Raw genomic sequence first — 25,770 nt, forward strand, 5'->3', positions numbered from 1 at the left:
ATCAGAACAAAGCTCAATAAAGATAAAACCTAATCTGGTCTGGGGAAACCTTGACCAGATTTTTTTTGCTGTTTTTTTACCTCATTTTGAGCATTTCGGATTTCTTGTATTTACCCTCCTTATCAAACCTCCTAACAGTAAAATAACCGAAAAAGGCTATTGAAATACCTTTTCCAATGGTGACTATTATCAAGCTTTAGGTAAGGTGATTTATTTTCAGTAATAGGCGATATAAGAGGACAAAAAGCTGTATTTTCTTCTTGAATCTCACTATATTTGTGATACAATAGTATTAGTAATAACTATATTAACATGTAAAGTACTACTATGTTATCACTTATATCAGCTTCGAAAGCACAATTAAAAATTGCTGAAAATATTCGGGCAAGACGGTTATCTATGGAACTTACCCAAGAAGGTCTTGCTGAACGGTCGGGTGTTCCCCTTCCAACGTTGAGAAAATTTGAACAAAAAGGGGCTATTTCGCTGGAATCTTTTTTGAAACTCCTGATGGTGGTTGGGGAAGTGGAAGAACTCCTCAATATCCTTAAACCATCAAAACCAACATTCAACTCTATTGATGATGTATTGAAAGACACTGATAACGTATCCCGAAAAAGAGGAAGGAAAAAATGATGAAGCCCATTACGGAAATCAAGGTCGGCTTAGACTTTGGAACAGGCATACAACAAGTAGGACGCTTGGCAGTACGTGACCACATTATTTATTTTGAATATGATGATGAGTTCATAAAAACAGGCATACAAATATCCCCATTCCGCTTGCCATTGAAAAAGGGCGTTACAGCATTACCACAACGACCTTTTGAAGGACTATCGGGTGCTTTCAGTGATAGCCTCCCAGACGGTTGGGGACGATTGCTTTTCGACCGCTTGCTGAGGTCGCAAGGCGTATTACCAGCCACCATATCCCCCCTTGACCGTCTTGCAAATGTCGGATTGTCGGGCATGGGAGCTCTTGTCTATGAGCCTGACCATAGCACCTCAGAGGTTCAAGAAATAATTAATCTCGACCAACTGGCTTTGCAATCGCAGGAAGTGTTACAAGGCAGCTCAGAAGAAGTTATCAGGGAATTACTAGCTTTGAATGGTTCATCTGCTGGAGCCCGTCCAAAAGCTCTTATTGCTGCCAGTGAAGATTTCCAGCAAATTATATATGGGGCAGAGAAGCTTAACGAAGGGTTTGAACCTTGGCTGGTTAAATTTACGAATTCTCAAGATGGTAGCGATGCTGGTGCGATTGAATATGTTTATGCTTTAATGGCAAAGGAAGCGGGTGTCCTGATGCCTGAGGTGCATTTATTCCCATCACAGAAAGGTGCTGGTCACTTCGCTGTTAAACGTTTTGACAGAGATGGTGGCAAACGACTGCACATGCACACGGCAAGTGGGTTGTTGCATAGTGATTTCAGAATTCCATCACTGGATTATGAAGATTTGCTCAATTTAACTGGAGCGATTACCAAAGATATTCGTGAAGTGGAAAAAATGTATCGGCTTGCCGTTTTCAACGTGCTTGCCCATAATAGGGACGATCACGCCAAAAATTTCAGTTTCCTAATGGATAATCATGGGGAATGGAAACTATCCCCTGCCTATGACCTGACCTTCTCAAGTGGCCCGAATGGGGAACAAAGCATGATGGTGATGGGAGAAGGCAAAAACCCTACCATTAGCCATTTAATAAAACTGGGAAGAGAAGCCAAGCTACCTCAAAAGCACATAGATGATATTATTGAAAGAACAAGACACGCTCTGGATTCTTGGAGAACCTTGGCGACTGAATACAATGTTCTGCAAACAAGTATCGATTTAGTGGCAAAGACCATTGGCAAGAATTAGTATGAGAAATAGTTTTTTGTTTGTATTTTCTAAAATTACCGCTATGATAGGTGGTGCTTTTTGGCAAGCCAGCTCGTTCGTGCAAAGATTTCATTAGCCAATAGATAGATACTTAATGCAAACCTGACCAAGTTTGTTATCTAACCAAGACTACGAACGCTTAACTTTTTAGATAATAAATTTGGCAACATAAGGTATGTATTATGAAACCAATTGACTACTTTAAGCTTCAGTCAAAAAATCTCCACAAAGATTACAAAACCCAAACATCATTTTTTGATACAACATTGAGCAGGAATCTGTACAGGTACAATCCAAAGTACTTCGATATTGATAGGCTTATCATAGATGATGAGGTTGATGAAAACAATTTTACGCTGATGAAAGCTCAGCATATCATTGCTCAATGGGTTGGATTTAGTAAATGGACGGAGATGCTAAAAGCTTCAGACATTGAACTGGAGCTTGCAAAGCTGTTATTTGACAACATGGACAAGATTAGCGTTGAAGAATGGAACGACTATATTTTCAATGTTGAATCGGATAACAACATCACCTTCGACCTCGAAGGTAGGCTGGAAGTTTTCAAACAAGTTTTCGCTCATGTGGACGGACATCTAAGCCTTTATACAGACTACCGACTGAACTCAACCCAAAAACTCGTAACAAAAAGTGAAAGTCCACATCAGGTGATTACTAAACCTGTCGTAAAAATCACATCTCTTCCCCTCGAAAAGCAGGTTCGTGATGAGTTCATTGAAAAGGCAAAAAGCGTTTTTGAAACTGTTATGTTACGAATGAAACCTCATCATCCTGAAATTATCCGCAAGCTTTGGAATCCAGAATTCTATGTTGATAAAGTTCTTGTAAGTAACGATATGCTACCGATTGACCGAGAGTATGCCCTGTCTATGATAGATACGTTTCTGGTTCATGATGTGTTGGAACTTGCAATTCAAGCAGACAAAATAGCAGTGAGTTTAAATTAGTTCACAGTACCCTTAATGTCTCAAGACCATGTTTACGCCAGAGCCTGTTGACTCTGGGTTAAGGTTCGTAAGATTAAAGCCTAATAAATTAAAATCTAATCTGGTCAGTGGAAACCTTGACCAGATTTTTGTAATAACTTTAAATCTCTAGAACTATGCTGTGTACAGCATAGTTCTACATTGTTTTAATGCTATATATAGCATTAATATTTTTATGATGAGATAGTATTTGATACATTGGACTGTGATGATAACAGTTTTCCTAAAAGTTTTTTGGTTCTAACACTGCCATAAAGTTGAGTAGCCTGTCGTAATTTTTTCACGCTGAGAGATTGAATCTTTGAATAAATCTTTTCCAAAATTTGTTCTTTATCCTCAGCCAGATTTTCTAAATTGTTAAGAAGGTCAACATATAAAAACTCTCTGGTTACTTTTTTAGGAAAGTGAGATTTTATACAAAATGAAAAAGTTCTCTTGCCAATTATAAAATCACCTTGACGTTTATGATTATACACAAGCTTTTTGTTGTAAAGTTGTGTTGTGCCAATGCCTAATGTATTATAGAGGTTAGGTGAAATCACTAAGAAGCGGTCATCTTTAAGAAACTGCTTCATCAAGATTTTTTCATTTGGAGGAGTTTGTCCAAAAACTGTTTTCTTTGGATAGTAATAAAGTCCTTGTGATAGCTTTTGAAGCACTCCGCTTTTTACAAGGATTTTGATATGACCGTCCACAGATTTAGACCATTGTGCTAAATCTGCTCTTCGGTAAACGCCCCCTCGTTTTAAATGCGATTTCAGTTCATCAAGTTTCATGACTTTTTCCCTATCCATTAGTTAAAAGGATTGAGTAATTTAAAAGATACAACCTTTAGGTATTGTTCCATTTTTGAATATTTTTCCTTTTAATCATCCTTGTAAATATAAATTAAGGTGTTATAATTACAAGGATAATTAAAAGAAATAGCCAAGCATAGATTGTTGAATTTCTGGAGGAATTTCCTGTAATAAATGTTTGGGGTTCAGGCAGGTATAGGGAGTCAACACTTTCGGAAGAGATTTCTAAATTGTTCATTTAACAGTTTCTGTAATAGTTCTACTTTAGAAATTATCAGGAATATTTATCCTCCTAATAACTTTAATCGCTCCATCGCCTGTAATTCGTAATATTTGGGGATAAATCTGTGATAAAGGCTGCATTGTGGGTCTTTACCATCCACACGGTAAACAGGACAACCGCTGGTACATACGGACTGATAACGGCATTTTTTGCAATCATCTGATTTTTCTTCTTCATGATGTTCACCATTCGCAATCATATCAACAAGGTCAATATCTTCATTAAAGATAGAATAGTCGAAAGGTGTATCTTCTCCAAACTGCACATGACAGTATTTGAAAGAGCCATCAACATAGATAGCACCGCCTGAAAACCCAGAGGTACAAGTCTGAAATCCAAGCTCATTCGGTTTCAGGTCGCAAAACTGATAGCGTTTGGAAAACGTCCATCCTTTTTCTATTGCATCCAGCATGATGTTATATGAAGCTGAAAGATACTCATCCAACAACTCCGCATCAATATGTTCTCCTCTTACGATGGAATAACGGAAGGGAATATCAAGGGCAATAAGGTAACGTGTTAGCTCAGGCAAGCCTGCCAGATTCAAATTAGTAATAACCGTGTTGACCGTTGCAGCAATTCCCTCACTCAATAATTTCCTCAGATTGGCATCAACCAAACCGAACGAACCAACTCCTGAACGAAAACTTCTTGTAGCATCATGTATGATTTCCACACCGTCCAGCGATACGGCATAGCCTATGCCATGCTCCTTAGAAAATAAAAGAATTTCATCGTTTAATAGTGTCAGGTTAGTTGCAAACCCTACCTCAAATTGACATCCAGCAGTAGCTAACGCTTTTCTTGCTTCTGGGATGAATGTTTTCCATTTAGCAAACTGCCCCATTGGTTCACCGCCAGCCAAACGTAGTCTTATATGCCTAATACCTTTTGTCCTGACAACTTCCAGCATTTTATAGAGCAACTGTGCTTGTACTGTCTCATTCATTCCCTTGCCAGTGTTGAGCGTTGGAATATAGCAATAACTACACCCAAGATTACAGGCATTCGTTGTATGAATCCAGAAATTAAGAGATTTCGGTACAGAAGGTTTTTGAGGTTTGTTGAAATGGCTGTCAAAATCAACGATTTCAGTCTTGCTCAATAACTGTAGATACTGCTCCAAAGCCTCGCAGGATATACCAAAATTATTTGCGATAGTATCCACATCATCCCGACCATTCACCGCCAGTAGTATTTCATACTGGCGACGGTTCAACAAACGGAACGAATGGGGGAATGAGCAATTTACCGCATAGGCATAGTCATTGCCAATGAGGTTACTCAGTAATGCTGGGGCTTTTTGAGGTATCAGCGTCTTCATTATTTGAGCATTTATTGATGATTTATATTACCAACACTATTATTAGTGCAGTCATTATCATCAATTGAGACATAGCTGGAACAATTGCCATCTGGGCTAAGATTTCCTGCGACTATTATAGGAAAAGATTTTCCTAATCTATTCTCAATAAATTTGACATCATCAAATAAGAGGTCATTTTCATTTGTGTTTTGCATGGCTTTGATAAGTTATATGATTGATTTGTTGCTTGTTCAGTCGGTTTATCAATGTATAAACGGTTGTAGGATGCCATTTCCCACCTTTGCGGAAGGTCGGCACTCCCTTTCTATTGAGTTCCTGCGATACCGCACGAATGGAAATAATTCCTCTTTTCCTAAACTTCATTATTAAGGGCGATAATTGGGAAGCAAACTCATCTGCTGCCTTTCGATTGGCAACCGAAAGACATTTACCGTTTTTGCCAAGTTCGACACCTCTCTTGCGTGCAGCCGCTAAGGCTTCTTTCGTCGTCTCACTAATCCTACGTCGTTGGTCTTGGGCAACGGCTGCTAGGATATGTATAGTCAGTTCATTCGCATGAGGGTTGTCTGCCACCACAATTTTTATTTTCGATTTGACGACGCTTGCGATTTGTTCAACATCACGTCCCAAGCGGTCAAGTCTGGCAACAATTAGGGTTGCTCGATTTTGCCTGCATAATTCCATCGCTTCAGACAATCCAGAACGATGCTTTCGTGTAGATTTTATTTCAATCACATCCGATACCAGATGATAGTTGTTGAGACTGCAATATTGTCGCACGGCTATTTGTTGAGCTTCCAGCCCTAAACCGCTTTTCCCCTGCCTATCAGTGGAGACACGGTAATAGGCGATTGCTGGTAGCATTGATTGCTCCATTGTGTTCATGAGTAAACCATCGTCTATCTTTGAACAGAAATTCGTTAAAAATTGATTACTAAGAAAAGTAAAGCGACTGAAATTCAATAGCTTGTACTGGAGGATTTTTTGATAAATGAGGCGTTTTTGTTAACGGATTAACGATGGTTTATTCATGTACAAATTTTCGACAAAAAAATTGTACAAACCCCTAAAAGGATGGTGTCAATTGGCTCTTACTCTTTCAATTCTTGCCCTGCTTGCAACCTTCTATCAGTCGTACCTTCAACGTGTTCACAATCAAAAATCGGTAAAACCGCTGGTGCAGGTCGATTTGATTGATAGCGATGCTCTTCTTGCCGTTTATGTGCACAACAACGGAATCGGTCCTTATATCATCAAAGGGCTGAGTTTTCAGCAAAATGGAAAAGTGCTGGAGAGCATTGAAGATTGTCTGTTAATCAACCCACGGCTTTATCAATCTGTTCCAGTCACGCCATACACACCCAAGACAGTCTTGCCAGGCTCTTCATTGGTTGTTTTTTCCATGCAGTGTACTTTGGATGATACTAAGAGTAATATCGAGGCAATAAGAAAGCAGCTTTCTGTCCTGACACTAACGGTGAAAGGCGTAGATATTTACGACAACCAGATAAATGTAAAACGCAGTTTCGAATGGTTTCAGAAATTTGCAACGAAAGTTGTGCTTGAGTAAGAAATGTGACGTTTGGGCAGTAAAATGGTTGAGAAAAAGCAATTTCATTCTTTTTTTTCAACCAGCATATCAATTACCACCGACTCAATACCATCCACTACATATCTTTCATCTGTCATTGTGATTATTTTGGGGCTATGGTCAAGAATACTCATGAAAATAGATTCTAACCCATACCCTTGCAGTTGAACCGTATAAGAAGCGAAATGAAGAAGGATAACATTCTTTTCTCCATTTGCTGAATATTCACCAGATATAAGGTAGGCGTAATTGAAAAACATCCGCTTGCTATCAAGCCATACCAGACAAAGGTTACGAGCATGGCTTGGTGTCTGATAAACCTCCATTGATTCATCCTTCTTTGATGGGGCAGGGGCATTAGTTTTTGTCGGGTCTCCTTCCCGTATTTGGTCGTAACGTAGTTTATAATCTTGGCTCATAATCTTCGTAATTTGGTTTTATCAGAAAATCTTTTTTTGCTTGCTTTGTTTTGTCAGGCTCTGAGGAAGCACGGTTCAAATCATCTCTAATTTGATGATGAACCATTTCATCGGTTTGTTTTTTCTTACTGACAAGCTCTATCGCAGATTGTCTTTCACCCAGCTCTGAGGCATGGTAAAGTAATTGCTCTTTATCGTCCGTGTAAATGTGTGCACGGTTTCTGGCACGGGATACAGAAACATAGAATTGCTTGGCATCCGTCGCTGGAAAAGTTGATGCTGGCTGAGAAATAAAGATTTCATCCACGGTCTTTCCTTGTGAGGCATGGGAAGTCACACAATGAGCATGAGCGATATGACCATAATCTTGTTTAAGTTGATACGTTCCTTTACTGATAGGGTTGCGTAGTACCATATCTCCTTTTTTACTCACTGAAACCACTTCTAACATTTGCCCATTGTTCAGCCTGTTTTTCTCTTGGTCAAAACCATTGCGGGTAATTCTGATTGTATCACCTTTGGCAATAGCCATCTCACTTTTGGAGAAAATATCATAATCGCTACTCTTTTGAATAGGAAGCGGAACGGTGTGACCGCTTTCATTCTTAATCATGACTTCATTTTCAGCACAGGATTGCACCGTCCAAAGGCTACCCCTTTTAATGCCGGCACTGTTTTGATTGAACTGGACGATTTGTCCTTTTTCAAAGTTTCTCCAATCACTTTTTTGAGCTTCCGTCAGATTAAGACTATTGAGCTTTGTCGCTTTGATTTCCTTTTTACCAATTAATCCTTCCGATTTAAGTTTCTTTCGTATTGCTTCGGTGACTTCATCCCCTTGCTGATGGGTTGGCGAAACTACCAAAGCAGATTTCCCTTTTTTAAGGGCTTCTACATAGTCACTGACTAACTCTTCATTGGGCTTTAGCGGTGATACGCTTTTTACTGAACCCATGCTATCAAGTTTTTGAAAAGCATCTTTCACATTGCCTTTGGATAGGTCTTCTACGGCTGAACGATAATATTCATCCTTCTGGCGATAAATCTTGCTTACCTCAGCGGTTTTAATGCCGCCAACAGTATTTAAAATACGCAAAGCATCTCCTCTGATAACGCTTGAATGCTGTCTGGTATCACCACCCAGAATAAGTCTTGTATTCTGTTTTTTGGCTATTTCAAGCAAAGAGGTCATATCTTTCGTACCAAGCAATCCAGCTTCATCAACCCATAAAACCTGATTGGCTAATTGCTTCTGCATATTTTGGTCAGTTAACAGCTTGGCAACGGTTTCTGCTTTATTGAAACCTTCCTCTCTTAAAACACCACGGGAAGCCTGTGCGGTCGGAGCAACAACAGTTACTTTCTTGCCAGCCTTTTCCATCAAGCCTACGGCTTCTTGCATTAACGTTGTTTTGCCCGTTCCTGCTACTCCACGGATAATAGAGACCCGATTGGTGGTTGTCAGCACATGACTAACAGCTTCTGCTTGTTGTCCATTTAATTTAAGCTGAGGTACTTTTGTATAAAGGGGTTTAAGTTTTCCTTTTCCTTCTTTTGCCAGCTTGACCATCCACTTTTCTTCATTGAGTGTGTCATGGGTAGTACATAGGATTTTAGACTGTTCTTTCACCCGAAGAATCCGATTATCCTCCTTAAAATGCTTGTCGATTTCATCCATAGAAATGGATTCATCGCCGATGCTATGACGATAAGCCGATTCCAGCAAACGCCTGTCATGCAAAACAGAAGCTCGTTCAAAGCCATGTTCAACGGCATAATCAATACATTGCTTGGAGGTGAGGGCAGTTTTTTCTTTTTCAGGAGCAAAGCGAATATTTCCTTCTTCGCCTTCTTCCTGTCCATTCTTATCCAATTCTTTAATTTGTCGTTTCCATTCAGCTTTTAATTCAGCCATGCTTAACCCCGTCTGCTTTTTTGAACGGGTTCTTGCTCCGAGCGAACTTAATTCATCAATGTCGGTAATGCCTTTTTCTTTGGCAATACGACCTATCTCATCCGTGCGTTTTGAAAACAGGGATATGACGTTTTTAGGAACGCCTTCCACTTCAAAGGACTTTTCTGTTCTTCGAATTTGATAACCCTGTTTGATAAGCTTATCGGAAAGCCGTTTATGAAACATGGTCTGGTAATATGGCATGTCTCGTTTAATATCCCTGAACTGAGTAGCCTTGATTTGTTTTTCCTGCTCATCCCATGTAGCGTTAAAGACAAAGCAGTGTGCGTGTAAATGCGGGTCTGGAGCATGACCTTCTACTGGTCTTGCCGTCTGGTGGACAAAATCAGCCCATACCAGTTCCTGGGTATCTCTGTCATCGAAGACATTATTTTTTCGGATACGGGTTTTGCTATCCTTTTCAATATCTTGCATGGTTTCCTTCACGCTTTCGTGAAAAGCATTGAGGATATGATGGTCCTTGGAAAGGGAATGCAAGATAGAAACGGATTTGGGGCAATGGAAATTAATGTCATAGCCTGTCGTCCGTTCCTCTCTTTTTCTGGGGGTTAACGGAGTACCATCTGCTGGGTTCACATTCTCACAGAGGGCAAAAAACGCTTCCTTGTTGGCAATACCGCTAATCCCTAAACGTTCTGCCAATTTTCCCTGAATATGTCCATTAAGTTCTTGGTCGTTGATATAGTAATCCGACTTAGAAAGGGACTCAGAGAAGTAGGCTTTCGCATGAGCAGCCGATGTGCTTTGAATCATTCTTATCATGCTCAGGGATTTTAAGGGTACTGTAAACGCTCTGGGAATGTTTCTTTGGATGTTATTGCCTGTTCATCTTGGATAAATCAGATAGTCGTAAAAAGCTGTGCCGAGGAATAGACAGTATTAAGTAAATAAATTTCATCAGACATCTTCCCTAAGCACAGCTTAGGAGCTTTAAAATACCTGTACAGGCTCGTCATCGTCATTTTCAAAAAAGCTTTCAGCGACTTTTCGCCTAAAATCAGTATTCTCTGGTCTTTTACCGTAAGTTTCAAAACCACGGGTTTCTTCTGGCTTTCGTCCATTAACAAAAGAATCAACCATCTCCTCATTGGCAATCAGTTTGTCAATCTTATCCATGACAAATTGGTCGCCTTTATAATAAGCCCCCTTCCAACTCAAGGAGTAAACAATACTGCAAAATATCAGTAAATAACCGAGGCTTTGTTGGAAAATAGCCAATAAGATACCAAAGCCTAAGAAAATAGCTGGTTCTAACAGGATACAAACTTGACGTGGAGTAGGGGTTTGACCATTGATTTTGAAATCATAAAAAGCTGGATTGACGACCCCAGTTGAAAGACTGAAACGGGCGAAATCAAAAACAGAAGGTTCTCTCTTTATTTCTTCTCGACGCTTAATACACTGGTACATGAATGCTCCTAAGTAAGCATACCAAGTGAAATACTTACTAAGAATTGTCCCAATGCCAGTCTCTTCTGCTTCTCTACCATAAGCATAATTGTCAAAGCTTGGTATGTTAGAAGCAATGATGGGATAGAGTGCCAATACCACTGTAAAAATGATAGCTGTTGAAAATGAAAAGTAGCGTTCTCCAAATTTGGTTCTCGTAAATACTTCTAATAATAATCGGGGTCCAGAAGCCATGTCTAAAAATGAGTTAAAAATAAATTCTTTAATCACATTTTTTCTGCCGAATACGGTGTGGTAATACAGGTTCTTTTTCATTGTGTGTGATAGTTTTAGTTAAGAAAATTGTTTGTTATGGTCTGAATAATTGGTCGAAATCCATTTTAATAAAATTCTTTTTTCCAGATAAACTATCACCTTGTCGATGAAAATAGCCTTCCACTCTAAATTTGTTTTTTGCGCCACCTGTTTTGAGACTAATGAATTTCTCTGGTCTTACATGCCTGTCAATTTTAAGCGATAAACTATCACTTTGTGAAAATTCTGTAGAAGTGGTGATGGTTCTCGAAGGGTCAAAAAAGGTTGTATCCCCAATTAATTCCGAGGCGTATTTATTCGTTTCTATATCCGCATTGGCATGAAATATCTTTGTCCCTAAAGTTCCAAGAAAACTTTTGACACGGTATTCACCTTTCTGTCCACCCATAGAGGCATAGTAATTGGGTAGGTTTTGGCTGATATACACGGTGGAAATGCGACTACTTCTTGCCGTTGCCTGATATTCTGCGTCATGCTCATGCAAGAAATTTTGAGCCTCATCTGCCCATAGAAATAAAGGTCGTCTGTTATTGTTTATATTCCGCTTTTCCATTGCCCTCTGCCAGATATATTTGAAGAGTATCTGACAGTCACGCCCCACCTTGTGATAAACTTTTACGGGTAGATTGACGACAATGATTTTGCCATTTAAGCAATCGTCAGGAGTAATATTAGATTTGTTCCGACAGAACATTGAGTATATCGGTTCTCGAAGCAATCTAAATAGAAAGCCTGTGAATGTGAATTCTATAATTGAGCGTGTTTTAGGACTTAGGTTTTTAAAGCTGTCAAAAAAGAACTCTCCTAAAAATTTTAATAACCTGGCTTCAGCTACATTATTCATTGCTTCATGAAAGTATAAGTCATTTTTTTCTAGCTCCTCCTTTTCATGAGATGTAAGTGTATTATCCCAAATATCTATCTTTTCATAAGTTCTGTCATAAGCCAAATCATAGGCTTTTAAAAAGGCAGTAACTTCAGATTTTTCACCATCTTCATTTTCATCATCTTCATTCTCTTTACTTGGAGGAAGCGGGTCAGTGGCTTTTGGTAGGGTCTGAACAATATCATACATCATTTGCACAGAAACAGAGCCATAAGCAATCTTGCAAAGGTCAATGACATTGAAAATAAGCATATCCAATGCGGATTCCCAAAAAGGGTCATCTCCCTTAGCACTGTCTTTTTCTGAGCCAGCACGAATTACTGTTTTTAATACCTGTACGATGTTTTCAGTGATAGCTTCATTGGAATCCGTATGTGTAGATTCATACTCCAGAAAATTAAAACTGTATTTTCCGTTCGGTTCGATGATAACTAAATCTTTTGTTCGGTTGGTCTCTGCACAGTATTGTTGCCACAACTCTTTTTCGTCTGGTTTGGCTGTTAAAACCAATCCACCAAATCCAGTCTTTAAATATTTAAGGGCAAGCATTCTACCAGAGCCAGAAGTTTTACCAGAGCCAATGCCTCCAAATATCTGCACACCTTCAACGGCATGTCGAATTGTCCATGTGGATTGTTCATGGGCAGAAGAGGGGAATTGTAAAATTGGAAAGTCTAGGTCGTGAATGTCCATAGACGTAGAGTTATAAGGTTTATACTTAGGTACTTATAATAAAGTTATATGAATGCATGTTAATTTACAAAACTTTTTGTAGATATTTTTTATAAATATAACAAGCTGTCTATTAGTCGGTTATCTTTTTGTTCTAATTTTCGGTGTTCAGTACACGGTAGCGTAATTCCATCGCAATCAATGGAGACTTATCTGCCTCTTCTCTACCAAGCTCAATTAACACCTCTCGGTATTTAATGATGGTAATGGCTCGAATATCAGCTTGAGAAAGAATGCCTTCTTGGAGAATAAATCTATCTTGAACAAAGCATTCTCTTGTCAAGATTTCGGCAATCACAGAATGTTCAAGTTTGGGTTCATAGCCCAGAAATTTGGTAAATCTATTTTTGACGACTTCTTTGTATTCAGGCAAGTATTCAAAATATTGCTGATACTCTTCTCGTGAATGATACAAATAGCTATAATCTTCCATATCCTTATTGCGAATAAGTTTGATATATTCTTCTGACTGCTCAAGCATCTCATCTTGTGAAATACTACCATTATGATAGCCATACACTACCGCTCTTAAAAAGGACTCGTAGGGAAGTGTAAGATAAGTTGGGGGACTATAGCCCAATAATCTTTCTATAATATCATCGACCGTTGAAGCGTATTCAGGAAATACTTTTTCGCTGGTGATAATATCATTCCAATTGAGAGCACCTCTCCTTGAATGGATATGGGCTTGTACAAAGGCTTTGGCATCACCACCAAAACGTTCATCAATGATTTTTTGTGCCGATTCAGAGAACATTTAATGCACCTCCATTACAAGAAACAATCCTGTTATTTTAGCATATTTTTCATTGGATTCAACACTTTTAATCCTAATGCTCTTTAGCTGATAATTGAAATGAACATTCCTGGGAATTAGCCTTTTGAAGATAAAAAAATACTAAGTGTCTGATTTGCAGAAAGATATTTTTCTTATATTTAGTGTGTTCTATTATTAATCAATAAAATTTTGGAGTATGAAAACCAAAGATGAAGAAAAGACAATCTTGCCTGAAGAGTTAAGCCATTTAGAAGAACCACTCAAAGAGGCAAGGGCAAAAATAGATGCCATCGACACTCAAATTAATAATACCAGACCTGACAGAGGTCCACAATTTGCCTATCGACCTCCTCAATATGGAAGTCCTCAATACGGTAGAGTATCAGATATTTCACAAAGTAATGACAGTAGGATTGCTGGATGGAATAAAGAAAAAGCACAGATAAAAGACGATTTCTACAAAAGGTTAGATGAAGGGCTTGAGAATGTAGAACCCGATAAAGCAAAAAAAATTAAAGAAGTTGTCGATTATCAATTGAGTGATAACAAATATAAAACTGGAATGGAAAAGGAGGGACAAAAGCAAAATGGAGAACCATTTGACCGTATTGAAAGCATTTATTACGAAAGATATTCATTTGGTAAAAAGAAAGATGTAGTTGTAACTGAACCTGATAAAAACCAAGCGACAAAATCAGATGGACAAACTAAAAGTTCAGACAAGGAGCATGTGAGTCAAGATGATTTGCCGAAGGACAAAGACTTTGCTGACAATGCAAACGAAATGACTGTAAATGCAAAAGACAGCGAACCAAGTAAAAGCGAAACTAAAAAAGAAGAACCAGAATCCAAAAATACCCCTGAGAGATACATGGCTCAATATGCACAGCCAAAATCAAATGAAATTTCAGAAAAAACAAAGGATATGACTGATAAGCAAAATGCTAACCAGCCTGATAAAAGCGAAATGGCAAAATCTGAAACCCAATCTAAAAATACGCCTGAGAATTTTGTGACTCAATATGATTATCCGCAGATGAATGATTTTTCTGAAAACTCAAAGGATATTGGTATGGATAAAGATAGAGATAGAGACTAGCTATCGCTCATGTTCAATATCAAAGTCTTTATCTTTATCATTTGTCATGGGTTTGTTATCCTTTTCTTCAAAAGGATTATTTTTCAACCAAGACGGCATTTTCTCTTTAAATCTTTCGTCCAAGTATTGTTGCCTTCCATCCTGAATGCCAGAGATGAAAGAACTTTCTCCAGTCGTCTTTGAAAGTTTTTCTGAAAGCTCTGGTTCGTATGCAGCTATCATATAGCCTTGATTAAAGCCTTTGATATATAAATCCGTATTTTCTTGCTCGTTCATTGTTTGATTGTTGTTTATAAGGTGTCAAATCTTGCGATAGCTAAAATATTTTATGAACATTGCCCTCAAGATACTTGTCGATGGAATCTCTGTCGTAGAGGATGATTTTCTTTTGCGGTTGAGAAAATCTAATTTTCCCTTCATCCCTCAACTTCTGTAATGTAGTCTTTGATTTGATGTTCAGGAGTTGCATGGCTTGCCCGTCAGAAATCCATTTTTCCTTTTCCACTTTGTTGGTTTCTTTTAGCCGAGCAACAACCTGTTCGACTAAAGCATAAAAGGCAGATTCTTCTAAGCAGATGACTTGCATGAATTTTGAAGAGAAGAGGGTGGATGAAACAGTCAATTAAATTTAAAAAATTATTTGATAAGCTCCATCATATTTATACATATTATCTTCTGGCATTTATAACTCCTTAATTAACCCATACAATTCTTGGATTAATGTATGTATCATGGTGCATGGATTATGATTAGAATAATCGTATCTGCCTTCAAAATTTCCCACCAACTTTTCAGCATTTCTAATCGCATTGCTTACGTTTCAATGTTCTTTTAATATTGAGTACATTTCAGTACTATTTTTTTGGTATTTGTAATCATTTCCTAAAATTGGTTTTAGGTTTTCTTCGATTAAATCTTGATAATATTTTCTACTCATTCCATGATTATAATAATGGAAATGGAGTAAATACCAGAGTTCAAATGCCTCATTACTCCAAGCACAGCCGATTATTGGGTTAGAGTTTTGGCAACGTAACACAGCATTATTAAAATCATTTGGAGAGAAACTGTCACGGTCAAAAACCACCCACAATTTGTCTATGGAGATATGACTTTCTTGTTTATAGATTTTTTTCAATCGTAATGCTTCATCTATCAGAGATTGTGTATTTCTTCCAGTTCCTTCAATATCTATCTGGCAAAAAGTTAGGACACCTTTTGGCAAATCTTCTTTTAATCCTTGAAAATAATTAGGCTCAGTTTTTTCACCCTCGCACACGATGAGGTAATATTTACGCTTGTTTCTAAAATTACTTTCTCTCTTTTTTTCTTCCCTTGCAAAACGCTTTAATTGTTCATTGGGAATTTTTATTTTTCTTGCCATTCCGTCATTACGTTTGAAAGATTACCAATAAATGGAATAGCACCATAACGACCTTCAATATAATCCTTTTCAAATGAACGGTCTTTTCGAATAGCTTTACCTTCTTCTTTATACTCAACAAGTGAATACATTTCAGATTCACCATACTTATTCTTTTCGACAAAATAAATTTGGTCTCTCCGATAATTGCCGTAATTCAATAAGTTTGTATCATGAGTAGCGAAAATTAGCTGTGCATTATTACGATTAAACTCTTTGGAGTTAAAAAGTTTTGTAATGGCTAATGTTAATAGAGGATGTAAACTGGCATCCAATTCATCAACTACGAGTAAACCTCCATCATTAAGTACATCAAATACAGGTCCTGAAATATTGAATAATTTATTTGTACCAGAAGATTCCTGACTACGCATATCAAACTCTATTTGTCCAATGGCTTTATTTTTTGCATCATATTTTGTGTGAATAGTTTTGATGTCGATTTTAAATGCACCCTCGAAATCTGTGAGTAACTGTTTTACCAGTCCTTCAGGCAAATCGTTGGGTAGCTCTTTGTGGTCGAAAGGTTTTTTAGAAATGGCTAAATCATCAAATCCTAAATCCAGCTTTTTATAGAAATCCAATAGAGTGTTTTGAGTTTGCTTATTTTCTAACATTCCAAAAGTTACGCCTTTATACCCTTCATGTTTTAATCCTGAGATAGTAATAAAGTTATTAAACCATTTCATGATTTTTTTGGCAATTTTTCCGTTAAACTGGTCTACAACAGCAAGGAATAAAGCGTTATCTCTTGTACGTTCTTCTAAATCTTTACCTTCGGGAAAAGACCTGCTCATGACTTCTATCCCGTCATGCTCTCTGATAAATAATGGTTTTTCCGTGTGCTTTTGAGCTTCAAAGAGCCATTCTGCATTGATGGTATGGTTATCTACTTCGAAACCATAGCGATAGCGAGTATTATCAACCATAAAAACAGCTTCAAAAAATGAAGGTTTTTTTTCAGTTTCTGTACTCAAAAGGAATGGGACAATATCCAACTCATCAGCAGAGGATTGCTCAAACGATTGAAGCACTAATCTTCTCATCGTAGACATTGCCTTAATAAAATTACTTTTTCCACTGGCATTAGCTCCATAAATAACTGCACCTTTTAGTAACTCATATCGCTCAGTAGAAAATATGTTTGTTTCTTTATGCTCCTTGATAGGCGTAGCGAATAGGCTAAGCGTTGTTTTATTCTTAATTGAAAGATAGTTTCCGACAGAGAATTCAAGTAACATGATACAAGGGCGTTAATGAGATATTTTTTCAAAAATAAGAAAAATATTCAATAAGTGTTATAAAATGAGGGTTTTTCTCATTTTATGGTATTTATAGATGACGAGTTAATACAACCATATCTATATTCATGTGCTGCTTAACTTGTTTACAAAAAAAACCTTTGGGGAGATTGAGGTTTAATTTAAGCTAAAAACTTGATATAAATGATTTTATCTTTGTGTTATTGAAGAGTTGATGATAGCAGCAGCTATTAGCTGCAAATCTATTTGCGTAGGAATGATAAATTTTTTGAATTTTTTTCAGGGAATTTACAGTTTTTTTGCCCTAATTTATGCGAAAAAAATGTTGTACCTATGTTGTACCAAATGAAAGAGGGTTCTTACATTTTACTGTAAAAACCCTCTTTAAACTGTACCGGGGACGGGAATCGAACCCGTACGAACTTGCGTTCACAGGATTTTTAGATAGTTCTAACACTTTTTTCCCATTTTGTACAGTGCTATTAGCATCTTCATAGCCAGCTTCTTCTTTAGAAGGAATATGTGGGCGAGTAGTGGTTGTATGTTTGATAGATTCGACTTGCTTTGCCATGGTTATAGAGACTGTATTTTTTCGATTAATTGATTTTTAATATTTCTGATGTCGTTTGCGATTTCGATAAAATGCCATTCTGGATATTCGTATTTATCTTTCAAGGCATTCACTGCAGGAATCCAACGGTTTTCTACGAACCATTTTTTTTCTGCTTTGTCATTACTCATGCCACTAATTTCAATCATCAAGTTCTTAACGACTCCATCCTGAGTTTTTACACGAGCCACAAAATCAGGATAATACAAATGGTCTTTCCCATTTTTTACATACGGAACTGTAACACCAAGGAATTGATTTTTGACATAGCATTCTACTGTTTCAATCCCTTCCAAGCTTTTAGCACAAATACCTTCCCAATCACTGTCCATTACTACATAATTCACATGACTTTTCTGGGTTGGAAATACATCTTTCACCGTGTTTCCGTTGACATACTTTGTACTATTGAATTTATTATAATAATTAAATATAGGTCTGATAAATTCAGAAGTATTAATTTCTGGATTTATTCCTCTAATGATATGGTCAACGATTTTCTTTGGGTCTTCAAAGAATAGCAAACGTTTATATCTTTGGTCAGGAATATTGAGCAATATTACTTTTTCATTGTACCAGAATTCTACAATTTGTTTTAGTTTATTAAACTTATGAAACTGTAAGTTTTCTTGATTTTCATCACTGAAATGATATTTAATCAATTCTTTCGTAATGGTAAAAATTAATTCGTGGTCTCTTTTTTCCAAGACTGATTTTACTTGTAATTTTTCTTCATTAGCAGAAATTGGACTTGCCATGATGGTTTCAGTAGGGAATTTAGAACCATCTATTTCATAGTTTTCAACCTTAGTGAAATCAAACTTTATTTCTCCATCGTAATTTTCAACACGATAACCCACCACATTAGGAAAAACAATTTCCATTGTTGCTTGTCTTTCTGGTATCGCAGCAATATGTGTTAAATCAACAGGTGGAGGTGGTGGCTCAGATTTACCTCCTTTAAACATTTTGAAAGGTACACCAATAATGTGAGCGTATTCGGGAGGGAATTTTTCAATAACAATTTTGCGTTTATCGTTCGTCGGATTCCCTTCTTTATCATAGCCTTGCAGGATATAGCTCATTCTTCTCAATGCACGACCAGCTACTTGTTCACAAAGTAGTTGCGAACCAAAAGCACGTAAACCCATAATATGGGTAACGGTGTTGGCATCCCAGCCTTCGGTAAGCATAGAAACAGAAACTACACAACGGATATGAGAACCCAATCTTCCTTGTTGCCCAACGGTGTTTACAACTTCACGCAAGATTTCTGCATCCGTTATTTTATCTACACTTCCTTGCCCATACATTCTCACATAATCCTTTTTAAACTCTTCAATTTCGGATGAGAAGATTTTCTTAAAATCATCGTTTACTTGTTCGCTATTTTCAAGAGCATCACTATCAATCAAAAGCGTTGGAGGACGTTTAAGAGGTTTATTCGTTGATGGGTCATAATTAGAAAACAAATCTTTAGCACCATGAACAATGACGTTATCGCCATCGACATTGGTGTATTCATAACCAGCGATATATTTATAGACTTCTTTTGAAACAGAAGTATTATTACAAACGGCAATGAATACAGGAGGAGCTGAAAACAAATTGGCTTTGGCTTCACGATTTTTTCGGATACCTAAATCATAATCAACATAATGATTGTAGAATTGGTCTAAAGCTCCTTTTACCAATGAAGGAAGTTTGGGAGGTTGTTCTGAAATGGTTGAACCTTCCGCTAAGGCTTCTTTCTTTTTGGTACGTTGACCTTTCTTGGGTAAATCATCACGAATATGGTCGTATAAATTACGTAAGATTGGAACAGTTAATTCTTGGGTATTATCACTTTCGGGTAAAAAAGGGATTTTCACTAATCCAGACTCTATGGCTTCAATAAGTCCAAAATCTGAAACAACCCAAGGAAACAGACTGTAAGGAGTATGTCCAGAACCTGTTAAATAATAAGGTGTTGCAGAAAGGTCGTAAACAGATTGAAGTTTAAATTTTTTAGTGATTTCTTTGAGACCATTAAACCAAACAGCCGCACGAGCATTTTCGTCTGCTTCTTCGTTGTCAGTAGTTTTACTTCTGGACTTGGGCAAATAGCAGTGATGAGCTTCATCATTGAGAATGAGAACTCTACTACCAGCTTTAAATTTACCCAAAGTTCTTTTTACTACTTGTGAAAAATCTTCCTTGTTATCAGTATCAATTTTTTCACCTTGTAAATTTGTTTTACCATCAAAAGGACTACGTTTGTTACCTTGTAATATTTTAGGTTCAAATGAATGATAATTGGTGATGACCAACCTTGCATTTAAGTTTTCTAAGCGATGTTCCATGTTGGCAGGAATCAACCCACGCATACGATAGTAATCACTTATATCTCTAGGATTTTTGTTTTCAGTGTCAACAAACAATACACCTAATCTGCTTTTGATAGTAACCCCCGGAGCAATAATCAAAAAGTAATCAGCAAAACGTGTGTCATTTCTATACTCTTGTCGGTTAAAATAGTGATAACAGATTAAACAAGCCATTACAACAGTCTTACCGGAACCAGTTGCCATCTTAAAAGCAATTCGAGGTAATTGGTCAGCTATATCTTCACTTACTGTTTGTTGTCCATCACGAAGTAAATTTAAAATATGTTGTCCAGCATTTGATTTTTCAGCTACTTCATTCAGCCAAATAGCTGTTTCAACTGCCTCTTGTTGAGCAAAGAATAATTTTTTGGTCACTAACCTTTCAGGATTATCAAACCAAAAGGATAATAATTCTTTAGAAACACGGGTAGTATTTGGATATTTAGCATTTCTCCAGAGTCCAATTTCTTTTCTACAATGATTAATAATATGAGTACCATATTGAAGGGCATCATCATTCCACTCAAACACTTCTTTTTGTCCTTTTTGTCTTGAGGGAATAACAGCAGAGTCTTGTTTAAACACTCTTCTACCTTTACAAATGTCTGTATAATCTAAACTTCCTTCGCTGTTTGTATTATAGTGTAGTTTAGGCTCGTGATATGGGCTATTTAAAATTGGATTATCAGCTATCATTTGGTTTGAATCTATTAATTTTAATTGGGGAAGCAAGATAAATAACTTTATTTAGAACTTTAACAGATATTCTTCATAATGGCTTAGTTAAAACTGTATTTTCACTTACACTGGATGGAATGGGTCATTACAAAATTATCTAACTGTAAAGCCATTACTTATTTAATTGCAGTTTATCATAAAATAATAAGCATTTCATCTACTTAAACTTTTATTATTTCTTTGTAGATAAACACAACCATGAAAACAGCCAACAAAACCTCTTTTCAACCCTACAAAACCACCATAGCAATCTACAAGGCAATTTTGTAAGTTTACATAGCTATTTTGTTGACTTACATAGGTTTTTTGTAAGCATACAAAACAATTTTGTTGACTTACAATGCTTCTCTGTAAGCTTACATAGACATTTTGTTGACTCAATATTTTTAATGTAAACTTACAAAACTATTTTGCTGACTTACAAAATTTCTCTGCAACCTTACAAAATTATTTTGCAAGGTTACAGAAAAGCTTTGCAGACATTCAATGAACCATTGTAATGTTACAATAAAGCATTGTAATACAACAAAATATATTTTAAGGCTTTATCTGTCAATGTGTTGACATTATCTAACTTGATGTAAACTTACATTGACATTACTTTTGTTAACGATAAAAGAACTTAAGTTAATCCCAATTTTACCGTTTAATAAGTTTTCAAAAAAAATGCTTGCTTGTTTTTCTTTTTGAAATACAAAATTAATTATCTTTAAATCAACAAGAGAAACTCAGCTTTTTTAGGTAGTTGTGTCTCTTGTTTTCCTATTGTTAAATAATGTTCCAACTATTAACTCCTACTACTATGTCATTAGTAAAAGTAATTGTTAGTTTTTCACGGCTAAGAGATGATGACCTCGACACCAAAAGCCAAGTAATTATCAACAGCCTCACAGGGAATGCAGATTTCCCAAATCCTGTTCCAACGTTAGCGGAGATTGCAGCAAGCAGAGAAGCTTATGTAGATGCTTTAACGGCAAATGAAACAGGCGGTAAGCAGGAAACCCTCAGAAAAAACCTTGCTCGTAAAGACTTGGAAAAACAATTGGGTTTATTGGGTTTGTATGTTCAAGCCAATAGTAAGGAGAGTGAATTGATTGCCTTGAGTTCTGGTTTTGACATTCAAAAAAACAGAGCACCGATTGGTATTTTGGCAAAGCCCAATAATTTTAAGGTTGAGAATGGCCCATTAGCAGGAAGCTTGCAGGCAAGTTTGGATAAAATAGATGGGGCGAAATCTTATCTTTTTGAGATTACAAAAACGCCAGTAACGGAGGATAGTATTTGGAAAACGGAGTTGTAAACTACTAAAACAATTTTAATTGAAGATTTGGTAGCAGGTACACAATATGCCATCAAGGTAGCGGGCGTAGGGTCTAATCCTAAAAAAGTATATTCGGATGTATTATTTAGGTTTGTACAGTAGCGTGTTTTGTAGATATATTTAGGTTAAAAAGTTTTATTTACTCAGTGTTTCCGATAGGGAGGCACTGAGTTTTTTTTATACAGAGGCTGTCTAAAAAAAATGATAGCCAACTTTGCTAAAAGACCTCAGCCCTAACACGTAGCGTCAGTCGCCCTCTATTGGTACCAAATTAACCAGCCACGGAAGTAAAGAAGCTCCCCGAATATATTAAAGCTCAGATAGCTTCTTTAAGATAAGTTGAATTCTCTCTTGAGTACTATAATCTCCACGAATTTCTAAAATGGGTATATTCATCTGTTTTAACCAATTTTCATGTGCATTCAATGTTCTGGTAGCAATACCCGTATGGTTGTCGTAGTCGGCTGACCAAGCTATAAAATCATTGTACTGTTTTATTCTAGTAAGGTCGGTATAAATAATATTTCCATAGCGACTAAACTCTCTTTCTTTAAGTCTTTCCATCCTAATATGCGGAGGTAACCACAAGAAAACGATTAAATCAAACCTTGGAAAAATATCTCCCCAACTGATTATCGAACCACCCAGAATCCAATCTTTTGCCTTTTCAATATCTTTTTTTATCATCAAAGTCCTGTCGGATGGATTTCTTCTGATTGTAAACGGAGGGTCTGATTTCTCCCAATAATACTCATCGCTATCAAAATAAGGAATATTTAATTGTTGAGACAGAGCATTTCCTAATGTAGTTACTCCACTAGAGGATGCTCCTAAAATATGAATTTTCATTTTTTTGAAGAATTGATATACTAAGTATTTCACACCACGATTTTTCGGTCATCATTGAACTAAAAATCATGATGCGTCACCATTTTTATTGAACGTTGATATAAAAATGATGAAACATCACCAAGTTTTGTTAATCGTGCATTTCTAAAAAACCACCTTCAATAGCAGTAATTCATTTTCCTGATTAGAGAAAGAATACAAACCATCTAAACTAAGCCCAATTTTTTCTAAAAGCTTTTTTGAGCTTGTATTTTCGGGTTTCGTAATGCCATAAACTACGGGTAGTTTTAGTGTTTCTTTGGCATGAGTAATCGTGGCACTGGCAATTTCAAAGCCGTAACCTTTGCCCATGTATTCTGGTAAAAAAGCAAAACCAATATCGGGAAAATCAAGATTATCTCTCTTAATTAATCCACACATACCAATCGGGGTCAAATCGTCTTTGGTCGTTACCAAACTTAAACCATAGCCATTTTCAGCATAGCTTTTCATGGGGCCGTTTAGTAAGTAGGTTTTTGCATCTTCTTCGGTATGCACGTTTTTGTCGCCAATAAAGGCTAACCAACCTTCGCTGTTTAATAATTGAATGATAAATTGAGTATCGTCAAGATTGTATTCACGCAGGATGAGTCTTTCGGTTGTTAGTATTTTATTCATGTTGATAGGATATTGATTCAAGTTCAAAAGTAATTGATAAACAATATCCTTCACACACTTTATGAGAAATTGTAGAGAAATGAATGAAATGAAGCTTAGGAAATTAGAAAGGTCTTTTGAAGTAAAAAGCTAGTCGTCATTTTTCTTAAAGCCATAAGGACAATGCTTACAGCCATTTTTACAACAATAACCTCTTTTTAAATGATAGGCTGCTGTAAAAACCATAAAGCCATTTTCATTTAAGTAAAAGTCTTCAGTTGTTAATCCATGTCGAATACTACTGTTCTTTGTGTTTGTTTTTTTCATAATAGTAAATCAACACTCAATTTTGTAAAATGTTCAATACTTTGTAAATTTGAACTATGCGTATTCAAAAAAAGAATAACGTATCTTCAAACATGAATGATTTTTATCCTAAATACCAACGATCAGCGATAGGCTTCAACAAGCATATCAGCAACCGTGTGTTTACGACAAGCTCATTGTATGGTCACTTCTGTAAAATTCATCGTATTCTTTCTGTATTTGTACTAATTCTGTACGTAATTGGTTTGTCTGGATTGAATGATTGAAAAGTTGCTATTAGTTTTTAAAGGTTAATTTGTAGTGGCAACTCTTGCAGTTGCCGTTTCAGGCGAGGCAACCGCAAGGGTTGCCGCTACAACAAATTATTGGTTAAACAAGCATTTTAAATGCTAGTAATACTAATTCTGAATAGAGATTTTAAAATCACTCATTCACAATTCACTCAATCACAATTCCAAAAATGACAGCAGCATTATCAAACGCATCGGCATCAGAAAAAGCCATGCAATTAGAAAACCGTTTCGGAGCACACAATTATCATCCAATGCCAGTAGTCCTTCAAAAAGGAGAAGGCGTATTCGTATGGGATGTAGAAAATAAAAGATATTTCGATTTCCTTTCAGCTTACAGTGCCGTAAATCAAGGACATTGTCATCCCAAAATTGTTCAAGCCTTAGTTGAACAAGCACACAAACTTACACTTACTTCTCGTGCTTTTTACAGCGACCAGCTAGGTATTTGTGAAAAATTCCTTTGTGAATACTTCGGTTACGACAAAGTATTGATGATGAACTCAGGTGTAGAAGGAGGGGAAACTGCCCTGAAACTTACTCGTAAATGGGCTTACAAAGTAAAAGGTATTCCGCAAAACCAAGCTAAAACGGTTTATGCCGCAGGTAATTTCTGGGGAAGAACCTTGGCAGCGATTTCTTCCTCAACCGACCCATCAAGCTATGCTGATTATGGACCACTTATGCCGGGATATGAAATCATTCCTTATAATGATTTAGATGCTTTAGCCGAAATTTTAAAAGACCCAAACATAGCGGGTTTTATGGTTGAGCCAATTCAAGGCGAAGCAGGAGTAGTAGTGCCAGACGAAGGTTATTTGAAAAAAGCTTACGAAATGTGTCGTGAAAAAAATGTATTATTCATTGCAGATGAAGTACAAACAGGCATTGCCCGCACAGGAAAACGTTTAGCTTGCGATTATGAAGATTTTCAGCCAGACATTTTAATTTTAGGAAAAGCACTTTCTGGTGGTACTTATCCAGTGTCGGCCGTTTTTTGTAGAGATGAAATCATGCTTACCATCAAACCAGGTGAACACGGTTCTACTTATGGAGGAAACCCACTAGCTTGTGCCGTTGCGATGGCAGCATTATCAGTCGTTAAAGATGAAAATCTAGCCGACAATGCCATGAAAATGGGAGAATTGTTCCGTGAAAGAATGACAAAGTTAATTGCCCAGCGTTCAGATTTAGTTAGATTGGTCAGAGGAAAAGGGTTATTAAATGCCATCGAAATCAATACAGACGAAGAAAGCGAGACCGCATGGAACTTATGCGTAGCTTTTAAGGAAAACGGATTATTAGCCAAACCAACACACGGAAACAAAATTCGTTTTGCTCCACCTTTGGTTATCACAGAAGCACAAATGAATGAAGCCTGTGATATTATTGAAAAAGTAGTGTTGAATTGGGAGTAATAAACATGAGTCATCCCGAATTTTTTCT

The 25,770-nt window shown here is 36.8% G+C and carries 25 protein-coding genes; 7 read left to right on the forward strand and 18 right to left on the reverse strand.

The window, feature by feature from the left end; genetic code table 11:
- The first annotated feature begins 327 nt into the window (after positions 1–327).
- The 3 genes from HNP25_RS00425 (at position 328) to HNP25_RS00435 (ending at position 2,851) form a co-directional block, all read left to right on the forward strand.
- Positions 328–636 (forward strand): helix-turn-helix domain-containing protein, encoded by a 309-nt coding sequence (locus HNP25_RS00425; protein WP_184128437.1) that lies wholly within the window; start codon positions 328–330, stop codon positions 634–636.
- The gene (locus HNP25_RS00430) at positions 633–1,862 is read left to right on the forward strand and encodes a type II toxin-antitoxin system HipA family toxin (protein WP_184128440.1); all 1,230 of its coding nucleotides are present in this window, start codon (positions 633–635) and stop codon (positions 1,860–1,862) included. Before HNP25_RS00425 ends, HNP25_RS00430 begins: the two co-directional genes overlap by 4 nt.
- A 203-nt stretch (positions 1,863–2,065) precedes the next feature.
- Positions 2,066–2,851, forward strand: coding sequence for a hypothetical protein (locus HNP25_RS00435; RefSeq protein WP_184128443.1), 786 nt, complete (start codon positions 2,066–2,068; stop codon positions 2,849–2,851).
- A gap of 212 nt (positions 2,852–3,063) precedes the next feature.
- On the opposite strand, the gene HNP25_RS00440 is transcribed toward HNP25_RS00435, so the two are convergent.
- The 4 genes from HNP25_RS00440 to HNP25_RS00450 form a co-directional block, all read right to left on the reverse strand.
- The gene (locus tag HNP25_RS00440) at positions 3,064–3,684 is read right to left on the reverse strand and encodes a DUF6088 family protein (protein ID WP_184128446.1); all 621 of its coding nucleotides are present in this window, start codon (positions 3,682–3,684) and stop codon (positions 3,064–3,066) included.
- A 287-nt stretch (positions 3,685–3,971) separates the two neighbouring features.
- Positions 3,972–5,294, reverse strand: coding sequence for a radical SAM/SPASM domain-containing protein (locus HNP25_RS00445; protein ID WP_221432351.1), 1,323 nt, complete (start codon positions 5,292–5,294; stop codon positions 3,972–3,974).
- A gap of 11 nt (positions 5,295–5,305) precedes the next feature.
- Positions 5,306–5,491: a hypothetical protein gene (locus HNP25_RS21640; protein WP_221432352.1), complete on the reverse strand. Its 186-nt coding sequence runs from the start codon at positions 5,489–5,491 to the stop codon at positions 5,306–5,308.
- Positions 5,475–6,161: a recombinase family protein gene (locus HNP25_RS00450; protein WP_184128449.1), complete on the reverse strand. Its 687-nt coding sequence runs from the start codon at positions 6,159–6,161 to the stop codon at positions 5,475–5,477. Before HNP25_RS00450 ends, HNP25_RS21640 begins: the two co-directional genes overlap by 17 nt.
- A 220-nt stretch (positions 6,162–6,381) precedes the next feature.
- On the opposite strand from HNP25_RS00450, the gene HNP25_RS00455 reads away from it, so the two are divergent.
- Positions 6,382–6,867 carry a hypothetical protein gene (locus HNP25_RS00455; RefSeq protein WP_184128454.1) on the forward strand — a complete coding sequence of 162 codons (486 nt, stop codon included), beginning with the start codon at positions 6,382–6,384 and terminating at the stop codon, positions 6,865–6,867.
- Positions 6,868–6,911: 44 nt separating this feature from the next.
- Here the strand turns inward: HNP25_RS00455 and HNP25_RS00460 are convergent, their stop codons facing one another.
- The 5 genes from HNP25_RS00460 to HNP25_RS00480 form a co-directional block, all read right to left on the reverse strand.
- Positions 6,912–7,307 (reverse strand): hypothetical protein, encoded by a 396-nt coding sequence (locus HNP25_RS00460; protein WP_184128457.1) that lies wholly within the window; start codon positions 7,305–7,307, stop codon positions 6,912–6,914.
- Positions 7,291–10,044 carry a MobF family relaxase gene (gene mobF, locus HNP25_RS00465; RefSeq protein ID WP_184128473.1) on the reverse strand — a complete coding sequence of 918 codons (2,754 nt, stop codon included), beginning with the start codon at positions 10,042–10,044 and terminating at the stop codon, positions 7,291–7,293. Before mobF ends, HNP25_RS00460 begins: the two co-directional genes overlap by 17 nt.
- A 168-nt stretch (positions 10,045–10,212) precedes the next feature.
- Positions 10,213–11,007, reverse strand: coding sequence for a hypothetical protein (locus tag HNP25_RS00470; RefSeq protein WP_184128475.1), 795 nt, complete (start codon positions 11,005–11,007; stop codon positions 10,213–10,215).
- Positions 11,008–11,041: 34 nt separating this feature from the next.
- On the reverse strand, positions 11,042–12,586 hold the full coding sequence (locus HNP25_RS00475; protein WP_184128478.1) for a type IV secretory system conjugative DNA transfer family protein: 1,545 nt from the start codon (positions 12,584–12,586) through the stop codon (positions 11,042–11,044).
- Between the two features lie 133 nt (positions 12,587–12,719).
- Positions 12,720–13,382, reverse strand: a complete 663-nt coding sequence (locus HNP25_RS00480; protein WP_184128481.1) for a hypothetical protein — start codon at positions 13,380–13,382, stop codon at positions 12,720–12,722.
- A 217-nt stretch (positions 13,383–13,599) separates the two neighbouring features.
- Here HNP25_RS00480 and HNP25_RS00485 point away from each other — a divergent pair, with 217 nt between their 5' ends.
- Positions 13,600–14,502, forward strand: a complete 903-nt coding sequence (locus HNP25_RS00485) for a hypothetical protein (RefSeq protein WP_184128483.1) — start codon at positions 13,600–13,602, stop codon at positions 14,500–14,502.
- On the opposite strand, the gene HNP25_RS00490 is transcribed toward HNP25_RS00485, so the two are convergent.
- The 6 genes from HNP25_RS00490 to HNP25_RS00515 all read right to left on the reverse strand — a co-directional run bounded on the left by HNP25_RS00490 (position 14,503) and on the right by HNP25_RS00515 (position 20,859).
- Complete coding sequence (locus HNP25_RS00490; RefSeq protein ID WP_184128486.1) at positions 14,503–14,778, reverse strand: hypothetical protein; 276 nt, start codon at positions 14,776–14,778, stop codon at positions 14,503–14,505.
- A gap of 40 nt (positions 14,779–14,818) precedes the next feature.
- On the reverse strand, positions 14,819–15,088 hold the full coding sequence (locus HNP25_RS00495; protein ID WP_184128489.1) for a helix-turn-helix domain-containing protein: 270 nt from the start codon (positions 15,086–15,088) through the stop codon (positions 14,819–14,821).
- Positions 15,089–15,322: 234 nt separating this feature from the next.
- The gene (locus tag HNP25_RS00500; RefSeq protein ID WP_184128491.1) at positions 15,323–15,886 is read right to left on the reverse strand and encodes an RloB family protein; all 564 of its coding nucleotides are present in this window, start codon (positions 15,884–15,886) and stop codon (positions 15,323–15,325) included.
- Complete coding sequence (locus HNP25_RS00505; RefSeq protein ID WP_184128494.1) at positions 15,871–17,166, reverse strand: AAA family ATPase; 1,296 nt, start codon at positions 17,164–17,166, stop codon at positions 15,871–15,873. Before HNP25_RS00505 ends, HNP25_RS00500 begins: the two co-directional genes overlap by 16 nt.
- Positions 17,167–17,518: 352 nt before the next feature.
- Entirely contained in the window at positions 17,519–17,758 is a 240-nt protein-coding gene (locus HNP25_RS00510) for a hypothetical protein (RefSeq protein WP_184128497.1), read from the reverse strand.
- A gap of 2 nt (positions 17,759–17,760) precedes the next feature.
- Complete coding sequence (locus HNP25_RS00515) at positions 17,761–20,859, reverse strand: BPTD_3080 family restriction endonuclease (protein ID WP_184128500.1); 3,099 nt, start codon at positions 20,857–20,859, stop codon at positions 17,761–17,763.
- Between the two features lie 844 nt (positions 20,860–21,703).
- Here HNP25_RS00515 and HNP25_RS00520 point away from each other — a divergent pair.
- Entirely contained in the window at positions 21,704–22,201 is a 498-nt protein-coding gene (locus tag HNP25_RS00520) for a hypothetical protein (RefSeq protein ID WP_221432353.1), read from the forward strand.
- Positions 22,202–22,531: 330 nt separating this feature from the next.
- Here the strand turns inward: HNP25_RS00520 and HNP25_RS00525 are convergent, their stop codons facing one another.
- The 3 genes from HNP25_RS00525 to HNP25_RS00535 all read right to left on the reverse strand — a co-directional run bounded on the left by HNP25_RS00525 (position 22,532) and on the right by HNP25_RS00535 (position 24,034).
- Positions 22,532–23,071: a P-loop NTPase family protein gene (locus HNP25_RS00525; RefSeq protein ID WP_184128506.1), complete on the reverse strand. Its 540-nt coding sequence runs from the start codon at positions 23,069–23,071 to the stop codon at positions 22,532–22,534.
- 144 nt (positions 23,072–23,215) lie between these two features.
- Positions 23,216–23,728 carry a GNAT family N-acetyltransferase gene (locus tag HNP25_RS00530; protein ID WP_184128509.1) on the reverse strand — a complete coding sequence of 171 codons (513 nt, stop codon included), beginning with the start codon at positions 23,726–23,728 and terminating at the stop codon, positions 23,216–23,218.
- A gap of 129 nt (positions 23,729–23,857) precedes the next feature.
- Positions 23,858–24,034: a C1orf53 family protein gene (locus tag HNP25_RS00535; protein ID WP_184128512.1), complete on the reverse strand. Its 177-nt coding sequence runs from the start codon at positions 24,032–24,034 to the stop codon at positions 23,858–23,860.
- A gap of 460 nt (positions 24,035–24,494) precedes the next feature.
- On the opposite strand from HNP25_RS00535, the gene rocD reads away from it, so the two are divergent.
- The gene (rocD, locus tag HNP25_RS00540; RefSeq protein WP_184128515.1) at positions 24,495–25,742 is read left to right on the forward strand and encodes an ornithine--oxo-acid transaminase; all 1,248 of its coding nucleotides are present in this window, start codon (positions 24,495–24,497) and stop codon (positions 25,740–25,742) included.
- The last annotated feature ends 28 nt before the right edge of the window (positions 25,743–25,770 follow it).

Source organism: Arcicella rosea (assembly GCF_014204325.1).
In the GTDB taxonomy this organism is placed as follows: domain Bacteria; phylum Bacteroidota; class Bacteroidia; order Cytophagales; family Spirosomataceae; genus Arcicella; species Arcicella rosea_A.

Coding starts and splice junctions, on each gene's coding strand:
- HNP25_RS00515 (WP_184128500.1), bottom strand. CDS start 20,859: ATGATAGCTGATAATCCAATTTTAAATAGCCCATATCACGAGCCTAAA.
- HNP25_RS00500 (WP_184128491.1), bottom strand. CDS start 15,886: ATGGCAAGAAAAATAAAAATTCCCAATGAACAATTAAAGCGTTTTGCA.
- HNP25_RS00460 (WP_184128457.1), bottom strand. CDS start 7,307: ATGAGCCAAGATTATAAACTACGTTACGACCAAATACGGGAAGGAGAC.
- HNP25_RS00510 (WP_184128497.1), bottom strand. CDS start 17,758: ATGGCAAAGCAAGTCGAATCTATCAAACATACAACCACTACTCGCCCA.
- HNP25_RS00425 (WP_184128437.1), top strand. CDS start 328: ATGTTATCACTTATATCAGCTTCGAAAGCACAATTAAAAATTGCTGAA.
- HNP25_RS00485 (WP_184128483.1), top strand. CDS start 13,600: ATGAAAACCAAAGATGAAGAAAAGACAATCTTGCCTGAAGAGTTAAGC.
- HNP25_RS00450 (WP_184128449.1), bottom strand. CDS start 6,161: ATGCTACCAGCAATCGCCTATTACCGTGTCTCCACTGATAGGCAGGGG.
- HNP25_RS00490 (WP_184128486.1), bottom strand. CDS start 14,778: ATGAACGAGCAAGAAAATACGGATTTATATATCAAAGGCTTTAATCAA.
- rocD (WP_184128515.1), top strand. CDS start 24,495: ATGACAGCAGCATTATCAAACGCATCGGCATCAGAAAAAGCCATGCAA.
- HNP25_RS00440 (WP_184128446.1), bottom strand. CDS start 3,684: ATGGATAGGGAAAAAGTCATGAAACTTGATGAACTGAAATCGCATTTA.
- HNP25_RS00525 (WP_184128506.1), bottom strand. CDS start 23,071: ATGAAAATTCATATTTTAGGAGCATCCTCTAGTGGAGTAACTACATTA.
- HNP25_RS00535 (WP_184128512.1), bottom strand. CDS start 24,034: ATGAAAAAAACAAACACAAAGAACAGTAGTATTCGACATGGATTAACA.
- HNP25_RS00495 (WP_184128489.1), bottom strand. CDS start 15,088: ATGCAAGTCATCTGCTTAGAAGAATCTGCCTTTTATGCTTTAGTCGAA.
- HNP25_RS00475 (WP_184128478.1), bottom strand. CDS start 12,586: ATGGACATTCACGACCTAGACTTTCCAATTTTACAATTCCCCTCTTCT.
- mobF (WP_184128473.1), bottom strand. CDS start 10,044: ATGATAAGAATGATTCAAAGCACATCGGCTGCTCATGCGAAAGCCTAC.
- HNP25_RS00520 (WP_221432353.1), top strand. CDS start 21,704: ATGTCATTAGTAAAAGTAATTGTTAGTTTTTCACGGCTAAGAGATGAT.
- HNP25_RS00470 (WP_184128475.1), bottom strand. CDS start 11,007: ATGAAAAAGAACCTGTATTACCACACCGTATTCGGCAGAAAAAATGTG.
- HNP25_RS00435 (WP_184128443.1), top strand. CDS start 2,066: ATGAAACCAATTGACTACTTTAAGCTTCAGTCAAAAAATCTCCACAAA.
- HNP25_RS00445 (WP_221432351.1), bottom strand. CDS start 5,294: ATGAAGACGCTGATACCTCAAAAAGCCCCAGCATTACTGAGTAACCTC.
- HNP25_RS21640 (WP_221432352.1), bottom strand. CDS start 5,491: ATGCAAAACACAAATGAAAATGACCTCTTATTTGATGATGTCAAATTT.
- HNP25_RS00430 (WP_184128440.1), top strand. CDS start 633: ATGATGAAGCCCATTACGGAAATCAAGGTCGGCTTAGACTTTGGAACA.
- HNP25_RS00530 (WP_184128509.1), bottom strand. CDS start 23,728: ATGAATAAAATACTAACAACCGAAAGACTCATCCTGCGTGAATACAAT.
- HNP25_RS00505 (WP_184128494.1), bottom strand. CDS start 17,166: ATGTTACTTGAATTCTCTGTCGGAAACTATCTTTCAATTAAGAATAAA.
- HNP25_RS00480 (WP_184128481.1), bottom strand. CDS start 13,382: ATGTTCTCTGAATCGGCACAAAAAATCATTGATGAACGTTTTGGTGGT.